Source organism: Streptomyces sp. NPDC001373, assembly GCF_042895815.1.
GTDB lineage: Bacteria > Actinomycetota > Actinomycetes > Streptomycetales > Streptomycetaceae > Streptomyces.
In genome coordinates this window covers 746626-760583 of the sequence record NZ_JBIAWQ010000001.1, presented here as the reverse complement: position 1 = coordinate 760583, position 13958 = coordinate 746626, and the positions used below count along the sequence as shown (strand labels likewise).

At 72.1% G+C, this 13958-nt stretch carries 21 protein-coding genes and 1 pseudogene; 16 read left to right on the top strand and 6 right to left on the bottom strand.

Annotated features, from left to right (window positions below):
• The first annotated feature begins 16 nt into the window (after window positions 1-16).
• The 7 genes from ACFY15_RS03700 to ACFY15_RS03670 all read left to right on the top strand — a co-directional run bounded on the left by ACFY15_RS03700 (window position 17) and on the right by ACFY15_RS03670 (window position 5032).
• A complete protein-coding gene (locus ACFY15_RS03700; RefSeq protein ID WP_390685096.1) occupies window positions 17-919 on the top strand; it encodes a DUF5936 domain-containing protein in 903 nt (300 codons plus the stop codon).
• Window positions 920-921: 2 nt separating this feature from the next.
• Window positions 922-2067 carry a sensor histidine kinase gene (locus ACFY15_RS03695; RefSeq protein ID WP_390685097.1) on the top strand — a complete coding sequence of 382 codons (1146 nt, stop codon included), beginning with the start codon at window positions 922-924 and terminating at the stop codon, window positions 2065-2067.
• Window positions 2067-2753 carry a response regulator gene (locus ACFY15_RS03690; RefSeq protein ID WP_390685098.1) on the top strand — a complete coding sequence of 229 codons (687 nt, stop codon included), beginning with the start codon at window positions 2067-2069 and terminating at the stop codon, window positions 2751-2753. The genes ACFY15_RS03695 and ACFY15_RS03690 overlap by 1 nt, the downstream gene beginning before the upstream one ends.
• Window positions 2754-2863: 110 nt before the next feature.
• The gene (locus ACFY15_RS03685; RefSeq protein ID WP_390685099.1) at window positions 2864-3109 is read left to right on the top strand and encodes a hypothetical protein; all 246 of its coding nucleotides are present in this window, start codon (window positions 2864-2866) and stop codon (window positions 3107-3109) included.
• Complete coding sequence (locus tag ACFY15_RS03680) at window positions 3109-3765, top strand: pilus assembly protein TadG-related protein (RefSeq protein ID WP_390685493.1); 657 nt, start codon at window positions 3109-3111, stop codon at window positions 3763-3765. The genes ACFY15_RS03685 and ACFY15_RS03680 overlap by 1 nt, the downstream gene beginning before the upstream one ends.
• Window positions 3766-3795: 30 nt before the next feature.
• Window positions 3796-4386: a hypothetical protein gene (locus ACFY15_RS03675; RefSeq protein ID WP_390685100.1), complete on the top strand. Its 591-nt coding sequence runs from the start codon at window positions 3796-3798 to the stop codon at window positions 4384-4386.
• A gap of 4 nt (window positions 4387-4390) precedes the next feature.
• Window positions 4391-5032, top strand: coding sequence for an OmpA family protein (locus ACFY15_RS03670; protein WP_390685101.1), 642 nt, complete (start codon window positions 4391-4393; stop codon window positions 5030-5032).
• Window positions 5033-5207: 175 nt separating this feature from the next.
• On the opposite strand, the gene ACFY15_RS03665 is transcribed toward ACFY15_RS03670, so the two are convergent.
• Window positions 5208-5786: a TetR/AcrR family transcriptional regulator gene (locus ACFY15_RS03665; RefSeq protein ID WP_390685102.1), complete on the bottom strand. Its 579-nt coding sequence runs from the start codon at window positions 5784-5786 to the stop codon at window positions 5208-5210.
• 91 nt (window positions 5787-5877) lie between these two features.
• On the opposite strand from ACFY15_RS03665, the gene ACFY15_RS03660 reads away from it, so the two are divergent.
• From ACFY15_RS03660 to ACFY15_RS03640, 5 genes and pseudogenes are all read left to right on the top strand, one after another.
• Window positions 5878-6324 carry an anthrone oxygenase family protein gene (locus ACFY15_RS03660; RefSeq protein ID WP_390685103.1) on the top strand — a complete coding sequence of 149 codons (447 nt, stop codon included), beginning with the start codon at window positions 5878-5880 and terminating at the stop codon, window positions 6322-6324.
• A gap of 8 nt (window positions 6325-6332) precedes the next feature.
• Window positions 6333-6611, top strand: a pseudogene (locus ACFY15_RS03655) (DUF4267 domain-containing protein); the annotation flags it as partial.
• Between the two features lie 173 nt (window positions 6612-6784).
• Complete coding sequence (cpt, locus tag ACFY15_RS03650; protein ID WP_390824948.1) at window positions 6785-7351, top strand: chloramphenicol phosphotransferase CPT; 567 nt, start codon at window positions 6785-6787, stop codon at window positions 7349-7351.
• A gap of 113 nt (window positions 7352-7464) precedes the next feature.
• The gene (locus ACFY15_RS03645) at window positions 7465-8406 is read left to right on the top strand and encodes an alpha/beta hydrolase (protein WP_390825042.1); all 942 of its coding nucleotides are present in this window, start codon (window positions 7465-7467) and stop codon (window positions 8404-8406) included.
• 10 nt (window positions 8407-8416) lie between these two features.
• Window positions 8417-9130 carry a helix-turn-helix transcriptional regulator gene (locus ACFY15_RS03640; RefSeq protein WP_390824947.1) on the top strand — a complete coding sequence of 238 codons (714 nt, stop codon included), beginning with the start codon at window positions 8417-8419 and terminating at the stop codon, window positions 9128-9130.
• Window positions 9131-9136: 6 nt separating this feature from the next.
• On the opposite strand, the gene ACFY15_RS03635 is transcribed toward ACFY15_RS03640, so the two are convergent.
• On the bottom strand, window positions 9137-9337 hold the full coding sequence (locus tag ACFY15_RS03635; RefSeq protein WP_390824946.1) for a hypothetical protein: 201 nt from the start codon (window positions 9335-9337) through the stop codon (window positions 9137-9139).
• Window positions 9338-9346: 9 nt separating this feature from the next.
• Window positions 9347-10198 (bottom strand): helix-turn-helix domain-containing protein, encoded by an 852-nt coding sequence (locus tag ACFY15_RS03630; protein ID WP_390824945.1) that lies wholly within the window; start codon window positions 10196-10198, stop codon window positions 9347-9349.
• A 249-nt stretch (window positions 10199-10447) separates the two neighbouring features.
• On the opposite strand from ACFY15_RS03630, the gene ACFY15_RS03625 reads away from it, so the two are divergent.
• Both ACFY15_RS03625 and ACFY15_RS03620 read left to right on the top strand, forming a co-directional pair.
• A complete protein-coding gene (locus tag ACFY15_RS03625; protein WP_390824944.1) occupies window positions 10448-10933 on the top strand; it encodes an ATP-binding protein in 486 nt (161 codons plus the stop codon).
• A gap of 44 nt (window positions 10934-10977) precedes the next feature.
• Window positions 10978-11550 (top strand): DUF4291 domain-containing protein, encoded by a 573-nt coding sequence (locus ACFY15_RS03620; RefSeq protein ID WP_390824943.1) that lies wholly within the window; start codon window positions 10978-10980, stop codon window positions 11548-11550.
• A 27-nt stretch (window positions 11551-11577) separates the two neighbouring features.
• On the opposite strand, the gene ACFY15_RS03615 is transcribed toward ACFY15_RS03620, so the two are convergent.
• The gene (locus tag ACFY15_RS03615; RefSeq protein WP_390685114.1) at window positions 11578-11994 is read right to left on the bottom strand and encodes a VOC family protein; all 417 of its coding nucleotides are present in this window, start codon (window positions 11992-11994) and stop codon (window positions 11578-11580) included.
• Between the two features lie 10 nt (window positions 11995-12004).
• Complete coding sequence (locus ACFY15_RS03610; protein WP_390824942.1) at window positions 12005-12424, bottom strand: helix-turn-helix transcriptional regulator; 420 nt, start codon at window positions 12422-12424, stop codon at window positions 12005-12007.
• Between the two features lie 68 nt (window positions 12425-12492).
• On the opposite strand from ACFY15_RS03610, the gene ACFY15_RS03605 reads away from it, so the two are divergent.
• A complete protein-coding gene (locus ACFY15_RS03605) occupies window positions 12493-12813 on the top strand; it encodes a putative quinol monooxygenase (RefSeq protein ID WP_390824941.1) in 321 nt (106 codons plus the stop codon).
• Window positions 12814-12838: 25 nt separating this feature from the next.
• Here the strand turns inward: ACFY15_RS03605 and ACFY15_RS03600 are convergent, their stop codons facing one another.
• Window positions 12839-13384, bottom strand: coding sequence for a TetR/AcrR family transcriptional regulator (locus tag ACFY15_RS03600; RefSeq protein ID WP_390824940.1), 546 nt, complete (start codon window positions 13382-13384; stop codon window positions 12839-12841).
• 98 nt (window positions 13385-13482) lie between these two features.
• On the opposite strand from ACFY15_RS03600, the gene ACFY15_RS03595 reads away from it, so the two are divergent.
• Window positions 13483-13887 (top strand): nuclear transport factor 2 family protein, encoded by a 405-nt coding sequence (locus ACFY15_RS03595; RefSeq protein WP_390824939.1) that lies wholly within the window; start codon window positions 13483-13485, stop codon window positions 13885-13887.
• Window positions 13888-13958: the final 71 nt, after the last annotated feature.

Genomic DNA, 13958 nt, shown 5'->3' with positions numbered 1-13958 from the left:
GAGGACGACGAGACCCATGAGCCCCTACCTCCCGATCCTGCTGGCCGCCGTGACGGCCCTCTCGGTCTTCGGCATCCTCCACGGCATCCGCCTCTACCGCGCCGACGTGGCCCTTCCGACCGACCTCGCCCTCGCCCTGGAGGTCGGCTCCTCCCGTACGACGGCCGTCGGCTCGCTCGTCGACCGCCTCGGCATCCGCTGGGCGCCGCTGGTGCTGCGTCTGATGGGACCCCGGCGGGTGGCGCGCAAGCGCGCCCAGATCGACCGCGCCGGCAACCCGGCCGGCCTGACCATCGACCGGTACGCGGCCCGGCGCGCGGTCTACGGCTTCCTCGGCGGGCTCGGCGCCTTCGCGATGCTCCTCAACGGCCGGCTGGTCGTCGCCCTCCTCATGGTCGCGTTCGGGCTGTTCTGGATCGAGGCGGGCCTGTGGTCCGCGATCCGGGTCCGCCGCGACGACATCGAGCGCACCCTCCCCGACTTCCTCGACGTCCTCGCGGTCGTCGTCAGCGCGGGACTCGGCTTCCGGCAGGCGCTGGAGCGCGTGGCGGCGAAGTACGAGGGCCCCTGGGCGGACGAGGTCCGCATCACCCTCCAGCAGATGGACATGGGCGTCAGCCGCCGCCAGGCCTTCGACGAACTGCGCCGCCGCAACGACAGCGAACAGGTCGCCCAGTTCGTCACGGCCCTCCAGCAGGGCGAGGAACTCGGATCGCCCATCGTCGACACCCTGATCGCCATCGCCGAGGACATGCGCCGCACGGACGCCCAGAACGCCCGGCGCCGCGCCGCCCGCGCCGTGCCCAAGGCCACGTTCGCGGTGACCGTGTTCATGCTGCCCGGGACCCTGATCCTGCTGGTCTGCGGCTTCGTCTACGGGGCGAACGTGGACTTCGGTGCCCTGCTGGGCGGTGACTGACGATGGCCGCCCCGACCCTCCCCGCACCGGCGCCCGCCGGCGGCTCCCCGCTGCGCCTGCGGGCGAACGCCCTCCAGTCCCTCTGCCGCCAGGTCTTCGCCCTGCGCCTGGTGATGATCCCCCTGGGCGCCCCGCCGGCCCTCTCCCGCACGGCGCACGGCGCCCCGACGTGCCTCGTGGCCGGGGCGGTCCTCGTCACCTTCATGCTCTCGTACGTCCTCTTCCGCGACTGGGAGCGCTTCGGCCCCCTGCTCCTGCGCCACCCCTGGCTGCTGGCCGCCGACATGGCCCTGGGCACCCTGCTGCTGATCACCGCCACCCCCTCCTCCCCGCTGGGCCTGGTGGCCCTCGGCACCCCGCTGCTGGCGGGTCTCGTCCACGGCTGGCGCGGCTCGGCGGTGTACGCGGCGGTGCAGACCGCGGTGGTGGCGGCGCTGGGCGGCGGCCTGGTCCTGTCCCTGCTCTGCGTCCTGTCGGGCGCCGCCGGCTCCTCCGTCCGCGACTTCCTGGTCCGGCTGACGGAGGCCCGCGCGCAGCTGGCGGTGGCCGAGGCGGTCCGCGCCGAACGCGACCGCCTGGCCCGGGAGATGCACGACTCGGTCTCCAAGACCCTGCACGGCCTGGCCCTGACGGCGGACGCCCTGGCCCTCACCGACGACCCGGCGGCGATCCGCACCCGCTCCGCCCTCCTGGCGGTGGCGGCCCGCCGCGCGGTGGAGGAGTCCCGGGCCCTGCTCACCGACCTCCGCGAGCCCCCCTCGGACGTCCCCCTGCTGCCGGCCCTGCACCGCCTGGCGGGCCCCGACACGGACGTCCACGCCCCGGGCCCGCTCCCCGCGCTCCCGTCCGAGGCGGCCCACCACGTCCTCTCCATCGCCTCGGAAGCCCTGGAGAACGCCCGCCGGCACGCGTCCGCGACCCGGGTGACCCTCACGGCGACGGCCACCCCCACGCGCCTCATCCTGGAGGTCACCGACAACGGCCGGGGCCTGCCGCCCGGGGCCGCCTGCTCCCCGGGCCGCTACGGCCTGCTCGGCATGCGGGAGCGCGCCACGACGCTCGGGGCCCTCCTGCGCATGGGCCCCCACCCGGACGGCCACCCGGGCACCCGGATCCACCTGACCCTCCCCCTGGAAGGGAGCCCCTGATGCCCGGCCTCCGCGTCCTGATCGCCGACGACAACCCGGTCGTACGGGCCGGCCTGGCCGCCCTCCTGGAGGCGGCGGGCGACATCACGGTGACCGCCCAGGCCTCGGACGGCCGCGAGGCCCTCAGCCTCACCCGCCGGCACGCCCCGGACGTGGTCCTGCTGGACGTCCGCATGCCAGGCGTGGACGGCATCTCGGCCCTGCCGCACCTGGCCCGCCTGGCGCCGGTCCTGATGCTCACGTACAGCGGGGAGTCGGAAATCGTCCGGGAATCGCTCCTGCTGGGCGCGGGCGGCTACCTGGTCCACGGCGAGTTCACGCCGGACGGCCTGGTGAGAGCGGTCCACGACGTCCGCGAAGGCCGCCCCCACTTCACGCCAACCGCGGCCGGCACCCTCCTCACGGAGCTCCGCGCCTCTTCGCAACCGCAACGAACTGTGGCAAGCTCTCCGGAGCGTCTGCACAACTCCGTACTCTTCGGCCTGAGTTCGAGGGAAGTGGAGATCATGGACCTGATCGCGTCCGGGATGAGCAACCAGCGGATCGCGGCGGCGTGCTTCATCAGCGAGAAGACGGTGAAGAACCACATCAACCGCATCTTCGCCAAACTCCAGAGCACGAGCCGAAGCGAAGCGATAGCCCACTGGCTCGGAACCGCCCGTCCGGGGGTGAGTGGACATGGGTAGACGCGGTGCGCAGTGGGTCCGTAATTGGGCCCCGGGACCCTTGGTTACCACTCGTCACTCGCCGTACCGTCCGCAAATCGGCACCGGCACCGGCCCGGGAGGGAACCCCCATGTCACACAACTCGCTGCTGAAGGCGTCGGTCGAGGCGAAGATCCGCCTGACCGGCTGGACGGACACGGCGGTGTCCCGGATCCGCAAGCGGTACGCCCACCTCGACCGGGGGCAGACGGCGTTCGAGTACCTGGGCATCATCCTTGTGGTCGTGGTGATCATCGGCGCGATCGTCGGCTCCGGCGTCGGTTCGGAGATCACCAAGCGGATCAAGCAGGCCGTGACGGACATCAAAGCCGGGTGATGCGGGCGCGCGTGCGGTCGTCGCCGGATGGTGGGCAAGCCTTTCCATTCTACGTCGTCGCGGTGGCAGGCCTGCTCTTCGTGGCACTCGCTCTGTTCGTTGTCGGCCAGGCAGCCGTAACCCGCAGCGGTGCGCAAGGCGCAGCGGATGCGGCTGCCTTGGCGGCTGCAAGAGAGGCGCGGGACCGGGTCCTGTTCGGTCTCGACCTCGCTGCGCTGAAGCCCGAGGACTGGGCGAAAATCATTGACGCGGACCATCTCAAGTCGAATGGCGCCTGCACCCAGGCCGCCGTCTTCGCGGCGCGCAACGACGCGAAGGCGCAATGTGAGGTGTCACCGCCCAAGTTCACCGTGAAGGTGGAGAGCAACCGGACGGTCGGCGAGTCCGTGATTCCGGGCACCGACAGCATGCACGGGACGGCGTCCGCCACCGCTCTGGTCGAGTCGAAGTGCCACCTTGACGAGGTGGCCGATCCCAGCCCCACACCCACAGCGTCCACCGGGCGGAATGGGCCGGAGCCCACGCCGACGGTGTCACTGGCTCCCACGGTCATATTCACCTGCGGCCAGGGCGGGTCGATCAAGGTCGACCCGATGAAGCCGGGCTCCCTGCGTGAGTTGGGTAGGAAGCTCTTCAGCGTGCGTCTCGTCAATTGACGGGTCACAAGAGACAAGGAAGCGTCATAGATGGGCATTCGGCACATGGCAAAGGTGCGTGGGGGAGCGGCGTTCGTGGTCGCTGCGCTCTTGGCCCTCACCGCAGCCGGGTGTGGCGGTGGCGGCAGTGGTGACGCGAAGGGCAACCCGAAGGCGTCGCAGCCACAGTCGCAGAACGCGGGTGCCCAGGCCTCCTCTCCGGGCAAGGCGCAGAGCGTTGCACCAACCGTGGTTGTCGCCACCCTCCAGGGGCAGGAAGGCATGCTCCTGGAGATCAACTCCGTCGCGAGGGACCCGGGTGGCTTTCTCACCGTCAGCGGCCAGCTCAAGAACACGGGCAGCCAGTCCTATAAGGACACCGTGGCCTGGCGCGGGATCGAGCTGAAGGGAACAGGCGAGTCCGTAGCCGGTGCAACACTGGTCGACAAGGTCGGTAAGAAGCGCTACTACGTGCTGCGGGACACGGAGTCCCGATGCCTCTGCACGACCGGAGTCTCGAGTGTCGACGCAGGTCAGACCATCCCCTTCTTCGCCCAGTTCCCGACGCCGCCATCCTCGACGAGCGAGGTCGAGTTCAGCCTCCCCACCTTCGCTCCGGCCACCGTCAAGATCTCCGGGTGACCCCATGACCAAACGCCACCGCGCCGCCGCCGCGACAGCCGTCGCCGGTCTCGTCATCGCAGGTGCCCACCTTCTCGGCGCGACGAGCGCCTACGCCGACGAGCCCAAGCCCTCTGTACCCCCCGGCACCGAGCCCGCCCCCGCCGCCCCCGTGCCCATCGACTCCAACGCGCCCGGCCTCAAGATCCCCCAAGGCGGCACCCTCGCCCCCATCAAGGTCCTCGACATCGCCGAGGTCGTCGAAGACCTCGGCGGTGAGCAGCGCCGCCAGGAGACCAACCAGAACGTCATGATGGCCCTCCAGTCCGAGGTCCTCTTCCCCGAGAACAGCGCCGTCTTCAACGCCCAGGCAGCCGCCCGCATCCAGGCCATCGCGCAGGAGATCAACACACAGAAGGCCACCCGCATCCGCGTCTTCGGGTTCACCGACGACCAGGGCAGCTACGAACACGGCAAGGAACTCTCCAAGCAGCGCGCCGACGCGGTCCAGGCGGAACTCGCCAAGACCGTCACCAACCCCGGCATCACCTACGACGTCCGCGGCTACAGCGAGGACTACCCGATCGCCGACAACAGCACCGAGGAAGGCCGCAAGAAGAACCGCCGCGTCGAGATCACCTTCCCCCGCGGCGCGGACCCTCACTAGGCCGCGTATCGGGTCGCGGTCAATGAGCGTCGCAGCTTCCGGAGCGGGCGCCGGTCCGGGGCACGGGGCCCGGCGATCTGCGGCTGCGCCGTGTGGGCGCGAGTGACCGGAAGCGTTGCCGCAGGCAGCGGCGGGGGCCTGAGGGCCCCGGCCGCGTGCTCGCCGGGATGGCGTGTCAGACCACGGCGAGCCGGTCCACCAGCAGCTCCACCCTCTGTGCGGCGTCCTGCGGCAGCAACCGTCCCGCCCGGGTCAGGGTCGCAAGGCCGTGCAGGGACGCCCAGAACACCTCGGTGAACAGCCCCGGGTGGACACCGTCCCCGGCGACCTCGCCCAGGCTCTCCAGCAACGCGGCGAAGGCGTCCTTCAGCGGCTCCGGGGTGTCCTCCTGCGCGTACGCCAGGCCGCCGTCGAGCTGGAACAAGGCGTCGTAGACCGCCGGGTTGCGTGCGGCGAAGTCGAGGTAGGCGCGGGCGAGCGCGGCGACCCGCTCACGAGGGCCGTCCGCGGCGGAGGTCGCGGCACGCACCGCCGCGGCCAGCTCGGCAGCGCCCTCCAGGGCCACGGCGCCGATGATCTCCCGCTTGCCGCGGAAGTGGCTGTAGAGGACGGGCTGGCTGTACTCGATGCGCTCGGCGAGCCGGCGGGTTGTGACCGCGTCCCAGCCCTGTCGCTCGGCGAGTTCGCGGGCCGTCGCCACGATGAGGCGCTCGCGCTCCGCCCGTTCGCGCTGCTTGCGTTCCTGTACCGACATGACTCCGATCCTAGCACCGCTAGACAATCGAGCGGCAGCAGTTTAGCGTTGCCTCAATATCTAGCGGCGCTAGATCCCAGGAGGGGTCATCATGCTCAACGCACTCGAGGTGCTCACCGTCGTGATCGTCGGCCTGATGGTGGGGGTGGAGTTCTCCGTCGCCTTCGTGATGAACCGGATCTTCAACGCCCTTCCCGAGGACAGTGACCAGCTCGCCCGCGCCCACGGGGGCCGGATGCTCGGCGCCCTCATGCCGTTCTGGTACATCGGCTCGCTCGTCCTGAGCGCGGTCTGGGCCATCGCCGGATGGGACCGCCCCGGCGCCGGACTCGTCGTCATCGCCGCCGCGCTGCTGATCGTGAGCGTGGTCATGTCGCTCCTGCTGCTCGTCCCGATCAACAACCGGGGCAAGACGTGGACCCCCGAGAACCGGCCCGCGGACTGGAAGGAGCAGATGAACCGCTGGGACCGCTACCACTACGTCCGCGTCGCCGTCATCGTCGGCGCCTTCGCCTTCCTGGTCACCGCCCTCGTCTGAGGCCGAAAGGCCTGCCGAGCCGGCCGTCCGGCGACAGCGGCGGCTTCCTGGTCGTCAAGGGAACCCGCGACGTCGTCATGGCCCTGGTGCTGGGTGTCCTGCTGGTGGCAGGTCACCGCCGGCCGCTGGGCTGGGTGATGCTGGTGGAGGCCCTCGCAGCGTACGGGGACATGGCCGACGTGCTGGCCCACCACGGCTCCGCGGCCACCGCGCTCGGCGTCCACGGCCTGACCGCGACACTGATGGCGGTCAACGGCCTGCTGCTGATGCGCGAGACCCGTAAGGCGCCGATCGGGGTACGGGCCGTACTCACCGATCGGCAGGTGTGGCCCGATGAACTCCTACGCCGCGTCGATCAGTTGCGCTCGCGTCACACCACACGATCTGCCGCATCAGGCGCGACCGCGAGGGTGAAACCCGCAGATTGATCACGGCCAGACACTCGACCTAGGCTGCTCTGATGTCCGAGACCCAGGTGATCGTCCTCAACGGTGGTTCCAGTTCCGGGAAGTCCGGGATCGTGCGGTGTCTGCAGGCCGTCCTGCCCGAGCCCTGGCTGGCGTTCGGGGTGGACACGCTGGTCGCCGCCATGCCGCCCTCCCTGCGGGCCTCCGACGCCGGGATCGGGTTCGAGCCCGGCGGTGAGGTCGTGGTCGGAGAAGCCTTCCGCACCCTCGACGCCGCCTGGGCCGAGGGGATCGCCGCCATGGCCCGAGCCGGGGCCCGGATCGTCGTCGACGACGTGTTCCTCGGCGGCCCGGAGTCCCAGCAGCGGTGGCAGAAGGCCCTGCACGGGCTGAACGTGCTCTGGGTCGGCGTCCGGTGCGACGGCGAGGCCGCCGCGGCCCGTGAGATCGCCCGGGGCGACCGCCCGCGGGGGATGGCCGCCGCCCAGGCCGAGGCGGTCCACCGGGGCGTCGACTACGACCTGGAGGTCGACACGACCCGCGCCGAGTCCCTGGCCTGTGCCCGGACCATCGCCGCCCGCGTCCGGTCGCGGCCCGCCCCGGCGACCGGCGTCCGGTAGCGGGCGCGCATGTGACGCGGGTCACCGGAAAAGGGTGACACGGGGCTGTCGCGAGCCGTTGCGAACCTCTTCCCATGACGACGACGAAGACGCCGATGCCCCCGACGCCCCCGATGCCGCTCACCGACCAGGACTGCCTCGCCGAGACCCTCGCCTTCAACCGGCAGTTCGAGGCCGCCGCCGCGAGCCGCCCCGCCCGCGGGCGGGCCCTGGACGCCGACCTCCTCGCGCGGCTGCGGCGCAACCGGCTCGCCGGGGACGCGCCGCCCGTGCGGCTGCCGCAGGGCCGGGACCGGGTCGTCGCCGGCGGGGTGCGGGTGCGGACCTTCGTCCCGGCCGGCCCGGTCGACGGGGTGTACCTGCACATCCACGGCGGCGGCTGGTCGTTCGGCTCCGCCGACGGCCAGGACGAACGGCTGTGGCGGATCGCCGAGGAAGTACGCCTGGCCGTCGTGAGCGTGGACTACCGCCTCGCGCCCGAGCACCCCTTCCCCGCCGGCCCCGACGACTGCGAGGCAGCCGCCCGGTGGCTCGTCGAACACGCCGCCGCGGAGTTCGGCACCGAACGGCTGCTGATCGGCGGTGAGTCGGCGGGCGCCCACCTCGGCGTCCTGACGCTGCTGCGCCTGCGTGACCGCCACGGCATCGACGGGGCGTTCCAGGGGGCCCACCTCCTCTTCGGCCCGTACGACCTGTCCATGACCCCGAGCCAGCGCGCGTTCGGCTCCCGCCGGCTGCTCAGCAACACTGAGGCGCTGCAGGGCAGTTACGAGTCCTTCTCGCCCGGCACCGGCACGGAGGAGCGCCGCTCCCCGGAGCTCTCGCCGCTCTACGCCGACCTCGCCGGCCTCCCGCCCGCCCGCATCGTCGTCGGCACGGAGGACCCGCTGCTGGACGACTCGCTGTTCCTCGCACAGCGCTGGCGGGCGGCGGGCGCGCCCGTGGACCTCGAGGTCGTCGCCGGCGCGATGCACGGCTTCACCCTCTTCCCCCTGACCATCACCGAAAGGCAGTTCGCCCGCGAGCGGGAGTTCCTGGCCGCCGCGGGCCGGTAGCGTCGGGCCCATGGACCGTACGACCCGGCTCTACGCCCTCGTGGAGGAACTGCGCGCCGCGGCGCCGCGGCCGCGTTCGGTCGCGGTGCTCGCCGAGCGGTTCGAGGTCAGCGCGCGGACGGTACAGCGCGACCTCCAGGCGCTGACGGACTCCGGCGTCCCCGTCCGCGCCGCCCTCGGACGGGGCGGGGGCTGGACCGTCGACCCGGCCATGACCCTGCCCCCGGTCCACTTCACCGCCGACGAGGCCGCGGCCCTGGCCGCCGCCCTCGCCGCCGCAGAGACCCCCTTCGCGGGTGCGGCCCGTACGGCCTACCAGAAGCTGGTGGCGTCGATGACCGGCCCCGCCGCGGCGGCGGCCGAGGGGGTGGCCGCCCGGATCGTCGCGCTGCCGTCCCGGACGGAGCGGACGGTCCGCGACGCGGTGGAGCGGGCCCTGACCGACGGCACCGTGCTGCGGCTCGCGTACGTCGACGCGGCGGGCCGGGCGAGCGACCGCGCCGTCGAGCCGGCCGGCCTGCTCACCGCCGAGGGCCGCTGGTACCTGATTGGCTGGTGCCGTACGCGGCGGGCCGGCCGCGGCTTCCGCCTGGACCGGATCACGGCGGCGACCCCGACCGACGAGCCGGCCCAGCCCCACGACCTGGCCGAACTCCTCCGCGGCTCGACCGCCGCCGACGCGATCCGCCCGCCCGCGCTCGGCCCGACACCGCCGCCCGCGTGAGCGCTCCTACACGCCGTCCAGCAGGTGATCGGCCTTGCCGGCCTTGATGTCCCGGATGAGGGCGGACAGGGCCTCGCGGGTGTCGGTGAGGGGGGCGTCTTCCCGCCCGGCGACGGCGATGTAGCTGTTGCCGTCCGCGTCCACGCCGATCCGGTAGCAGCTGGCGCCTTCGGCGCAGTAGGCGTCTTCCCAGTCGATGTCGGCCATCAGGTCCTCTCAGAGTTGGCGGGCGAGGTCGTGGATGAAGTCCCGTGATGCGGCAGGTGACAGGCTGAGCCGCTCCATCCAGTCCAGTTGGCAGCGGTATTTCGACAGTTGGGCGTCGGTGTGCAGGAAGTCCGGGCCGTGTGTGCTGTCGACCTGCACGGTGTCGAGCTGCGGGACCGTCCCTTCAAGGTAGTTGACCGTTTGACCCGCGCCGGGGAAGCCGCCTGCGTCGAAGGTGAGCACGCGCAGGACGATGTTCTCCCGCTCGGACATGTGCCCCAGGTACTCCAGCTGTGCCCGCGCAGCTTTGCGTCCGCCGAACTGCATGCGCAGCGCCGCTTCGTGCACGACCGCGACGTATGGGGGCGCCGAGTCGCCTTCGAGTACCCGCTGGCGCTCCAATCGGTGCGCGAGCCGCACGGCCAGCTGCTCTTCCGGGAGCGCGGGTACGGCGAACCGGAAGAGGGCCATGGCGTGCTCGCTGGTCTGCAACAGGCCGGGAATGTGGACCGAATGTGCGCAGCGCATGCGTGTCGCGTGGGATTCCGCCTCGGCGATGTCCAGTATCCCGGCCGACAGGGAGCCCCGGTAGCGCTCCCACCACCCGCGTTTGCGGGTCTGCGTCATCGCGACGAGGGCGCTGATGTACTCCTCGTCCGTACAGTCGCAGTGGCAGGCCAGTGCGCGGAGGCGGGCCTCGCTGATGGCACGGATTCCCTGCTCGATCGCGGAGACCTTGGACCGGTCGAGCCCGAGCAACCCGGCGGCGGATTCCGCCGATACGTCGGCTGCCACTCTCATCCTGCGCAGCTCGGCGCCCAGTCGCTTCTGCCGTTCTGTCGGCGAGGTGCGTGGCGGCATGTGTGCAGTGTGCCGTGTGACGGCCCATCGGATCCATCCTGTCGCCGGATCCCGGCGACCAGGTGGTCAATAGCCCACTCAACGCGCTACTTTAGGTAGCGCACCGCTCACCCAGGGGAGTCGAAGTGCATCGCCGCAGCATGCCTCGGCCTCGGTGACGAGCCACCTCCCCGCCCCGCGTGAGCCATCCGTGCGCGTCGAGCCTTCCTCGCCGAACCGGCGTCTATCCAGACGACTTGGGAGCCGAAGATGCTCACCCCCTTCACCGCGCCCTTTTTCAGCACCCCCTCCGCCTGCCCCGTGGCGCCCGACCACCCCGTGCAGCCGGCCCCGCCGGACGGGCTGTCGTGCAGCATGACCCTGCCCGCCTCCGCCCGCTCGGCGGGCATCGCCCGGCAGGCCGTGCGGGCCGCCCTGCGCGCCTACGCGCTCGACCCGCTCGAACCCACCGCCGTGCAGGCTGCCTCCGAACTCATGGGCTCCGCCTGGCGGATGGACCCCCACGGGGAGCTGTACCTCTCCCTCCGCCACCGCGACGACGCCCTCCGCCTCATCGTGTACGACGGCCATCCCGCCCACGCCCACCCCCGGCTCGCCGCCCTCTGCGAGGCGCGCCGCCGGGCCACGCTGCGGGTATTCGCCGCCCTCGTGCGGGACCACGGCGGGGAATGGGGGGTCGGGCCGTCCCGCGAACCCGGCGGGGGCACCCGCACCTGGGCCACGCTGCCCCTCTGAAACCCGGTCGCGGGCCCGGCCGCGCGGATCCGATACTCCGGGGCATGGCATCCACGGCATCCCAATACCAGATCCGCGCCGACTACGACGCCCACGGCATCGTCGTCTACCAGGCCTACGCCCCCGCCCTCGCGGATGCCGCCCTCCGGGCGGGCCGGTTCGTCGCGCCGTTCTCGTTCCGGCGGATGACGTGGATCAAGCCGTCCTTCCTCTGGCTGATGCACCGCAGCAACTGGGCCCGCAAACCAGGCCAGGAACGGGTGCTGGCCGTGCGGATCAGCCGGGCGGGGTGGGAGGAGGCCCTGTCCCGGGCCGTGCTCACCACCTCCGGCCCGGCCGCGCTCGCCGACGCGACGGTGCACGTCCAGTGGGACCCCGAGCGCTCCGTGCGCGGGGCTGCACTGAACCACTACAGCATCCAGGTCGGCCTCGGCCGGCACCTCATCCGGACCTTCACCGACGAGTGGATCACCGGCATCGCGGACCTCACCCCGCAGGTCCGCAAGGCCGCCGCGCTGATCCAGGGCGGGCAGGCCGCCAGGGCGCGGCGGCTGCTGCCCGCCGAACGGGTCTACCCGCTGCCCGCCGCCCTGGAGGACCGGCTCTGTCGGCCCTGATGCCCGGAGCGCCGGGGTGGGGTGGCGTCAGACCTTCCGGGGCTGGTTGAAGCGGAGCATGTTGCCGGCCGGGTCGCGGAAGGCGCAGTCCCGGACCCCGTACGGCTGGTCCATCGGCTCCTGGAGTACATCGGCGCCGGCCGCGCGGATCCGCTCGAAGGTGGCGTCGACGTCGTCCGTGGTGAAGATGACCCCGCGCAGCATCCCCTTGGCCAACAGCTCAGCGACGGCCTGGCGGTCGGCGGGGGTGGCGTTCGGGTCGGCGAGCGGGGGTTCCAGCACGATCTCCACGTCCGGCTGCGCGGGTGATCCGACGGTCACCCAGCGCATGTTCTCGTACCCGACGTCGTTGCGGACCTCCAGGCCCAGGACGTCCCGGTAGAAGGGGATGGCCTTGTCGTGGTCGTCGACGGCGATGAAGCACTGCGAAAGCTTGATTCCCATGGCTCCGACGCTACGCGGGGGTGTCGGGTTTGGCTTCTCCGTTCCTGACCGGTCGCGTGTGGATCTTCGCGATGCAGGCGGGGATGGCGGCGCTGTCGCCGTGGTCGCGGGCCCGGTAGGCGCTCGGGGTCTCGCCGACCAGCTCGGTGAAGCGGGAGCTGAACGACCCGAGCGAGGTGCAGCCGACCGCGAAGCAGACCTCCGTCACCGACAGGTCGCCGCGCCGCAGCAGGGCCTTGGCCCGTTCGATGCGGCGGGTCATGAGGTAGCCGTACGGGGTCTCGCCGTAGGCGGCGCGGAAGCTGCGCTGGAAGTGGCCGACCGACATCAGCGCGATGCGCGCCAGGGCGGGGACGTCCAGCGGCTCGGCGTAGTCGCGGTCCATCGCGTCACGTGCCCGGCGCAGCCGGACGAGGTCCTCCAGGTTCACGCGGTCCACCATCTCACAGGGCGAAATCGGCCTGCCGCGGCCGATCTTGGGCGCCTGGGCTGCACCGCATGTCGCAGCAGCCGCACCAGCCCCAGCCGCCCGTGAAGCTGGTCATCCTGATCACCACCCTCCCCGGCCGCGGCCCGGAGCAGGAGGCGGCGTACGAGCGCCTCGCGCCGCTGGTCCGCGCGGAGGAGGGGTGCCTGCGCTACGACCTCCACGGGGTGGCGGGCGACCCGGACCGCTTCGTCCTGATCGAGGAGTGGACCTCGAAGGCCGCCCTGGCCGCCCACGACGCCACCCCGCACATGACCGAGGCCGACGCGGCCGCCCCCGCCTTCCGCCCGGGCCCGGCCCAGGTCCTGGAACTGACGGCGGCCCCCTGGTGAGCCGGGCCCCCCGCCGCGTGGAGGCTCACCCGGCCGGGTGGGCGGTGGCCCCCAGGAGCCGCTGCGCCGCCGCGCGGGCGTGCAGGGCCGGGGCCGGGCCGGGGTCGAGGGCGGCCACCACCGTCGCGCCCTCGGCCAGGATCAGGAGCTGTTCCGCGAGCTCCGGCGTGGGGGTGAGGTCCGCCAGGAGGGTGCGCAGCTCCGCCTTGTGGCGGCGTACGACGTCCAGGACGGCGGCCGGGCCCGTGCCCAGCTCCCCGTACGCGTTCAGGAAGGCGCAGCCGCGGAAGTCCGGCTCGGAGAACCAGGCCGCCAGCCAGTCGAACACCGCCGGCACGGGCTCCGGGGCGGCGGCCACCGCCTCCCGCAGGCCGCCCATCCAGCGGCCGTCGCGGCGCTCCAGGTAGGCGGCGACCAGGGCGTCCTTCGCGGGGAAGAGCCGGTAGAGCCGCTTGAGCGGGACGCCCGACTCCGCGCGGATGCGGTCCATGCCGACGGCCTGCACGCCCTCGGCGTAGAACAGCGCCTCGGCCGCGTCGAGGAGGCGGGTGCGGGCTTCTTCGTCGTCCATGGCGTGAAGGGTAGTTCAGATCGGCTTGCTTTGAGAACGCTCGTTCTCTACGTTGAGAACGAGCGTTCTCCGAATCGTCGCCACGAGAGGAACTTCCCATGCTGGTCCCGCCGTTCACCGAAGAGACCGCCCGCGCCAAGGTGCAGGCCGCCGAGGACGCCTGGAACACCCGCGACCCCGAACGGATCGCGCTCGCCTACAGCGAGGACTCCGTCTGGCGCAACCGCGACCGATTCCTGACCGGCCGCCCCGAGATCCGCGCCTTCCTCACCGAGAAGTGGCGGCGCGAGCTCGACTACCGCCTTCGCAAGGAGCTCTGGGCCTACACCGGCAACCGCATCTCCGTCCGCTTCGAGTACGAGTGGCACGACGCGGACGGCCAGTGGTGGCGCAGCCACGGCAACGAGCAGTGGGAGTTCGACGACGACGGCCTGATGCGCCGCCGCGAGGCCAGCATCAACGACGTCCCGATCGAGGAGTCCGAGCGGAGGCTCCGGGACTGAGGCCGGCGGGCCGCCCGCACCGTACTCCGCACTCCGCATGAGGGACGGGCCCGCGACGCGCCGGTGCCCAC

Excerpts from the sequence above, each read along its gene's own strand:
- ACFY15_RS03700 (WP_390685096.1), top strand. The coding sequence starts at position 17 with ATGAGCCCCTACCTCCCGATCCTGCTGGCCGCCGTGACGGCCCTCTCG.
- ACFY15_RS03695 (WP_390685097.1), top strand. The coding sequence starts at position 922 with ATGGCCGCCCCGACCCTCCCCGCACCGGCGCCCGCCGGCGGCTCCCCG.
- ACFY15_RS03690 (WP_390685098.1), top strand. The coding sequence starts at position 2,067 with ATGCCCGGCCTCCGCGTCCTGATCGCCGACGACAACCCGGTCGTACGG.
- ACFY15_RS03685 (WP_390685099.1), top strand. The coding sequence starts at position 2,864 with ATGTCACACAACTCGCTGCTGAAGGCGTCGGTCGAGGCGAAGATCCGC.
- ACFY15_RS03680 (WP_390685493.1), top strand. The coding sequence starts at position 3,109 with ATGCGGGCGCGCGTGCGGTCGTCGCCGGATGGTGGGCAAGCCTTTCCA.
- ACFY15_RS03675 (WP_390685100.1), top strand. The coding sequence starts at position 3,796 with ATGGGCATTCGGCACATGGCAAAGGTGCGTGGGGGAGCGGCGTTCGTG.
- ACFY15_RS03670 (WP_390685101.1), top strand. The coding sequence starts at position 4,391 with ATGACCAAACGCCACCGCGCCGCCGCCGCGACAGCCGTCGCCGGTCTC.
- ACFY15_RS03665 (WP_390685102.1), bottom strand. The coding sequence starts at position 5,786 with ATGTCGGTACAGGAACGCAAGCAGCGCGAACGGGCGGAGCGCGAGCGC.
- ACFY15_RS03660 (WP_390685103.1), top strand. The coding sequence starts at position 5,878 with ATGCTCAACGCACTCGAGGTGCTCACCGTCGTGATCGTCGGCCTGATG.
- cpt (WP_390824948.1), top strand. The coding sequence starts at position 6,785 with ATGTCCGAGACCCAGGTGATCGTCCTCAACGGTGGTTCCAGTTCCGGG.
- ACFY15_RS03645 (WP_390825042.1), top strand. The coding sequence starts at position 7,465 with ATGCCGCTCACCGACCAGGACTGCCTCGCCGAGACCCTCGCCTTCAAC.
- ACFY15_RS03640 (WP_390824947.1), top strand. The coding sequence starts at position 8,417 with ATGGACCGTACGACCCGGCTCTACGCCCTCGTGGAGGAACTGCGCGCC.
- ACFY15_RS03635 (WP_390824946.1), bottom strand. The coding sequence starts at position 9,337 with ATGGCCGACATCGACTGGGAAGACGCCTACTGCGCCGAAGGCGCCAGC.
- ACFY15_RS03630 (WP_390824945.1), bottom strand. The coding sequence starts at position 10,198 with ATGCCGCCACGCACCTCGCCGACAGAACGGCAGAAGCGACTGGGCGCC.
- ACFY15_RS03625 (WP_390824944.1), top strand. The coding sequence starts at position 10,448 with ATGCTCACCCCCTTCACCGCGCCCTTTTTCAGCACCCCCTCCGCCTGC.
- ACFY15_RS03620 (WP_390824943.1), top strand. The coding sequence starts at position 10,978 with ATGGCATCCACGGCATCCCAATACCAGATCCGCGCCGACTACGACGCC.
- ACFY15_RS03615 (WP_390685114.1), bottom strand. The coding sequence starts at position 11,994 with ATGGGAATCAAGCTTTCGCAGTGCTTCATCGCCGTCGACGACCACGAC.
- ACFY15_RS03605 (WP_390824941.1), top strand. The coding sequence starts at position 12,493 with ATGTCGCAGCAGCCGCACCAGCCCCAGCCGCCCGTGAAGCTGGTCATC.
- ACFY15_RS03600 (WP_390824940.1), bottom strand. The coding sequence starts at position 13,384 with ATGGACGACGAAGAAGCCCGCACCCGCCTCCTCGACGCGGCCGAGGCG.
- ACFY15_RS03595 (WP_390824939.1), top strand. The coding sequence starts at position 13,483 with ATGCTGGTCCCGCCGTTCACCGAAGAGACCGCCCGCGCCAAGGTGCAG.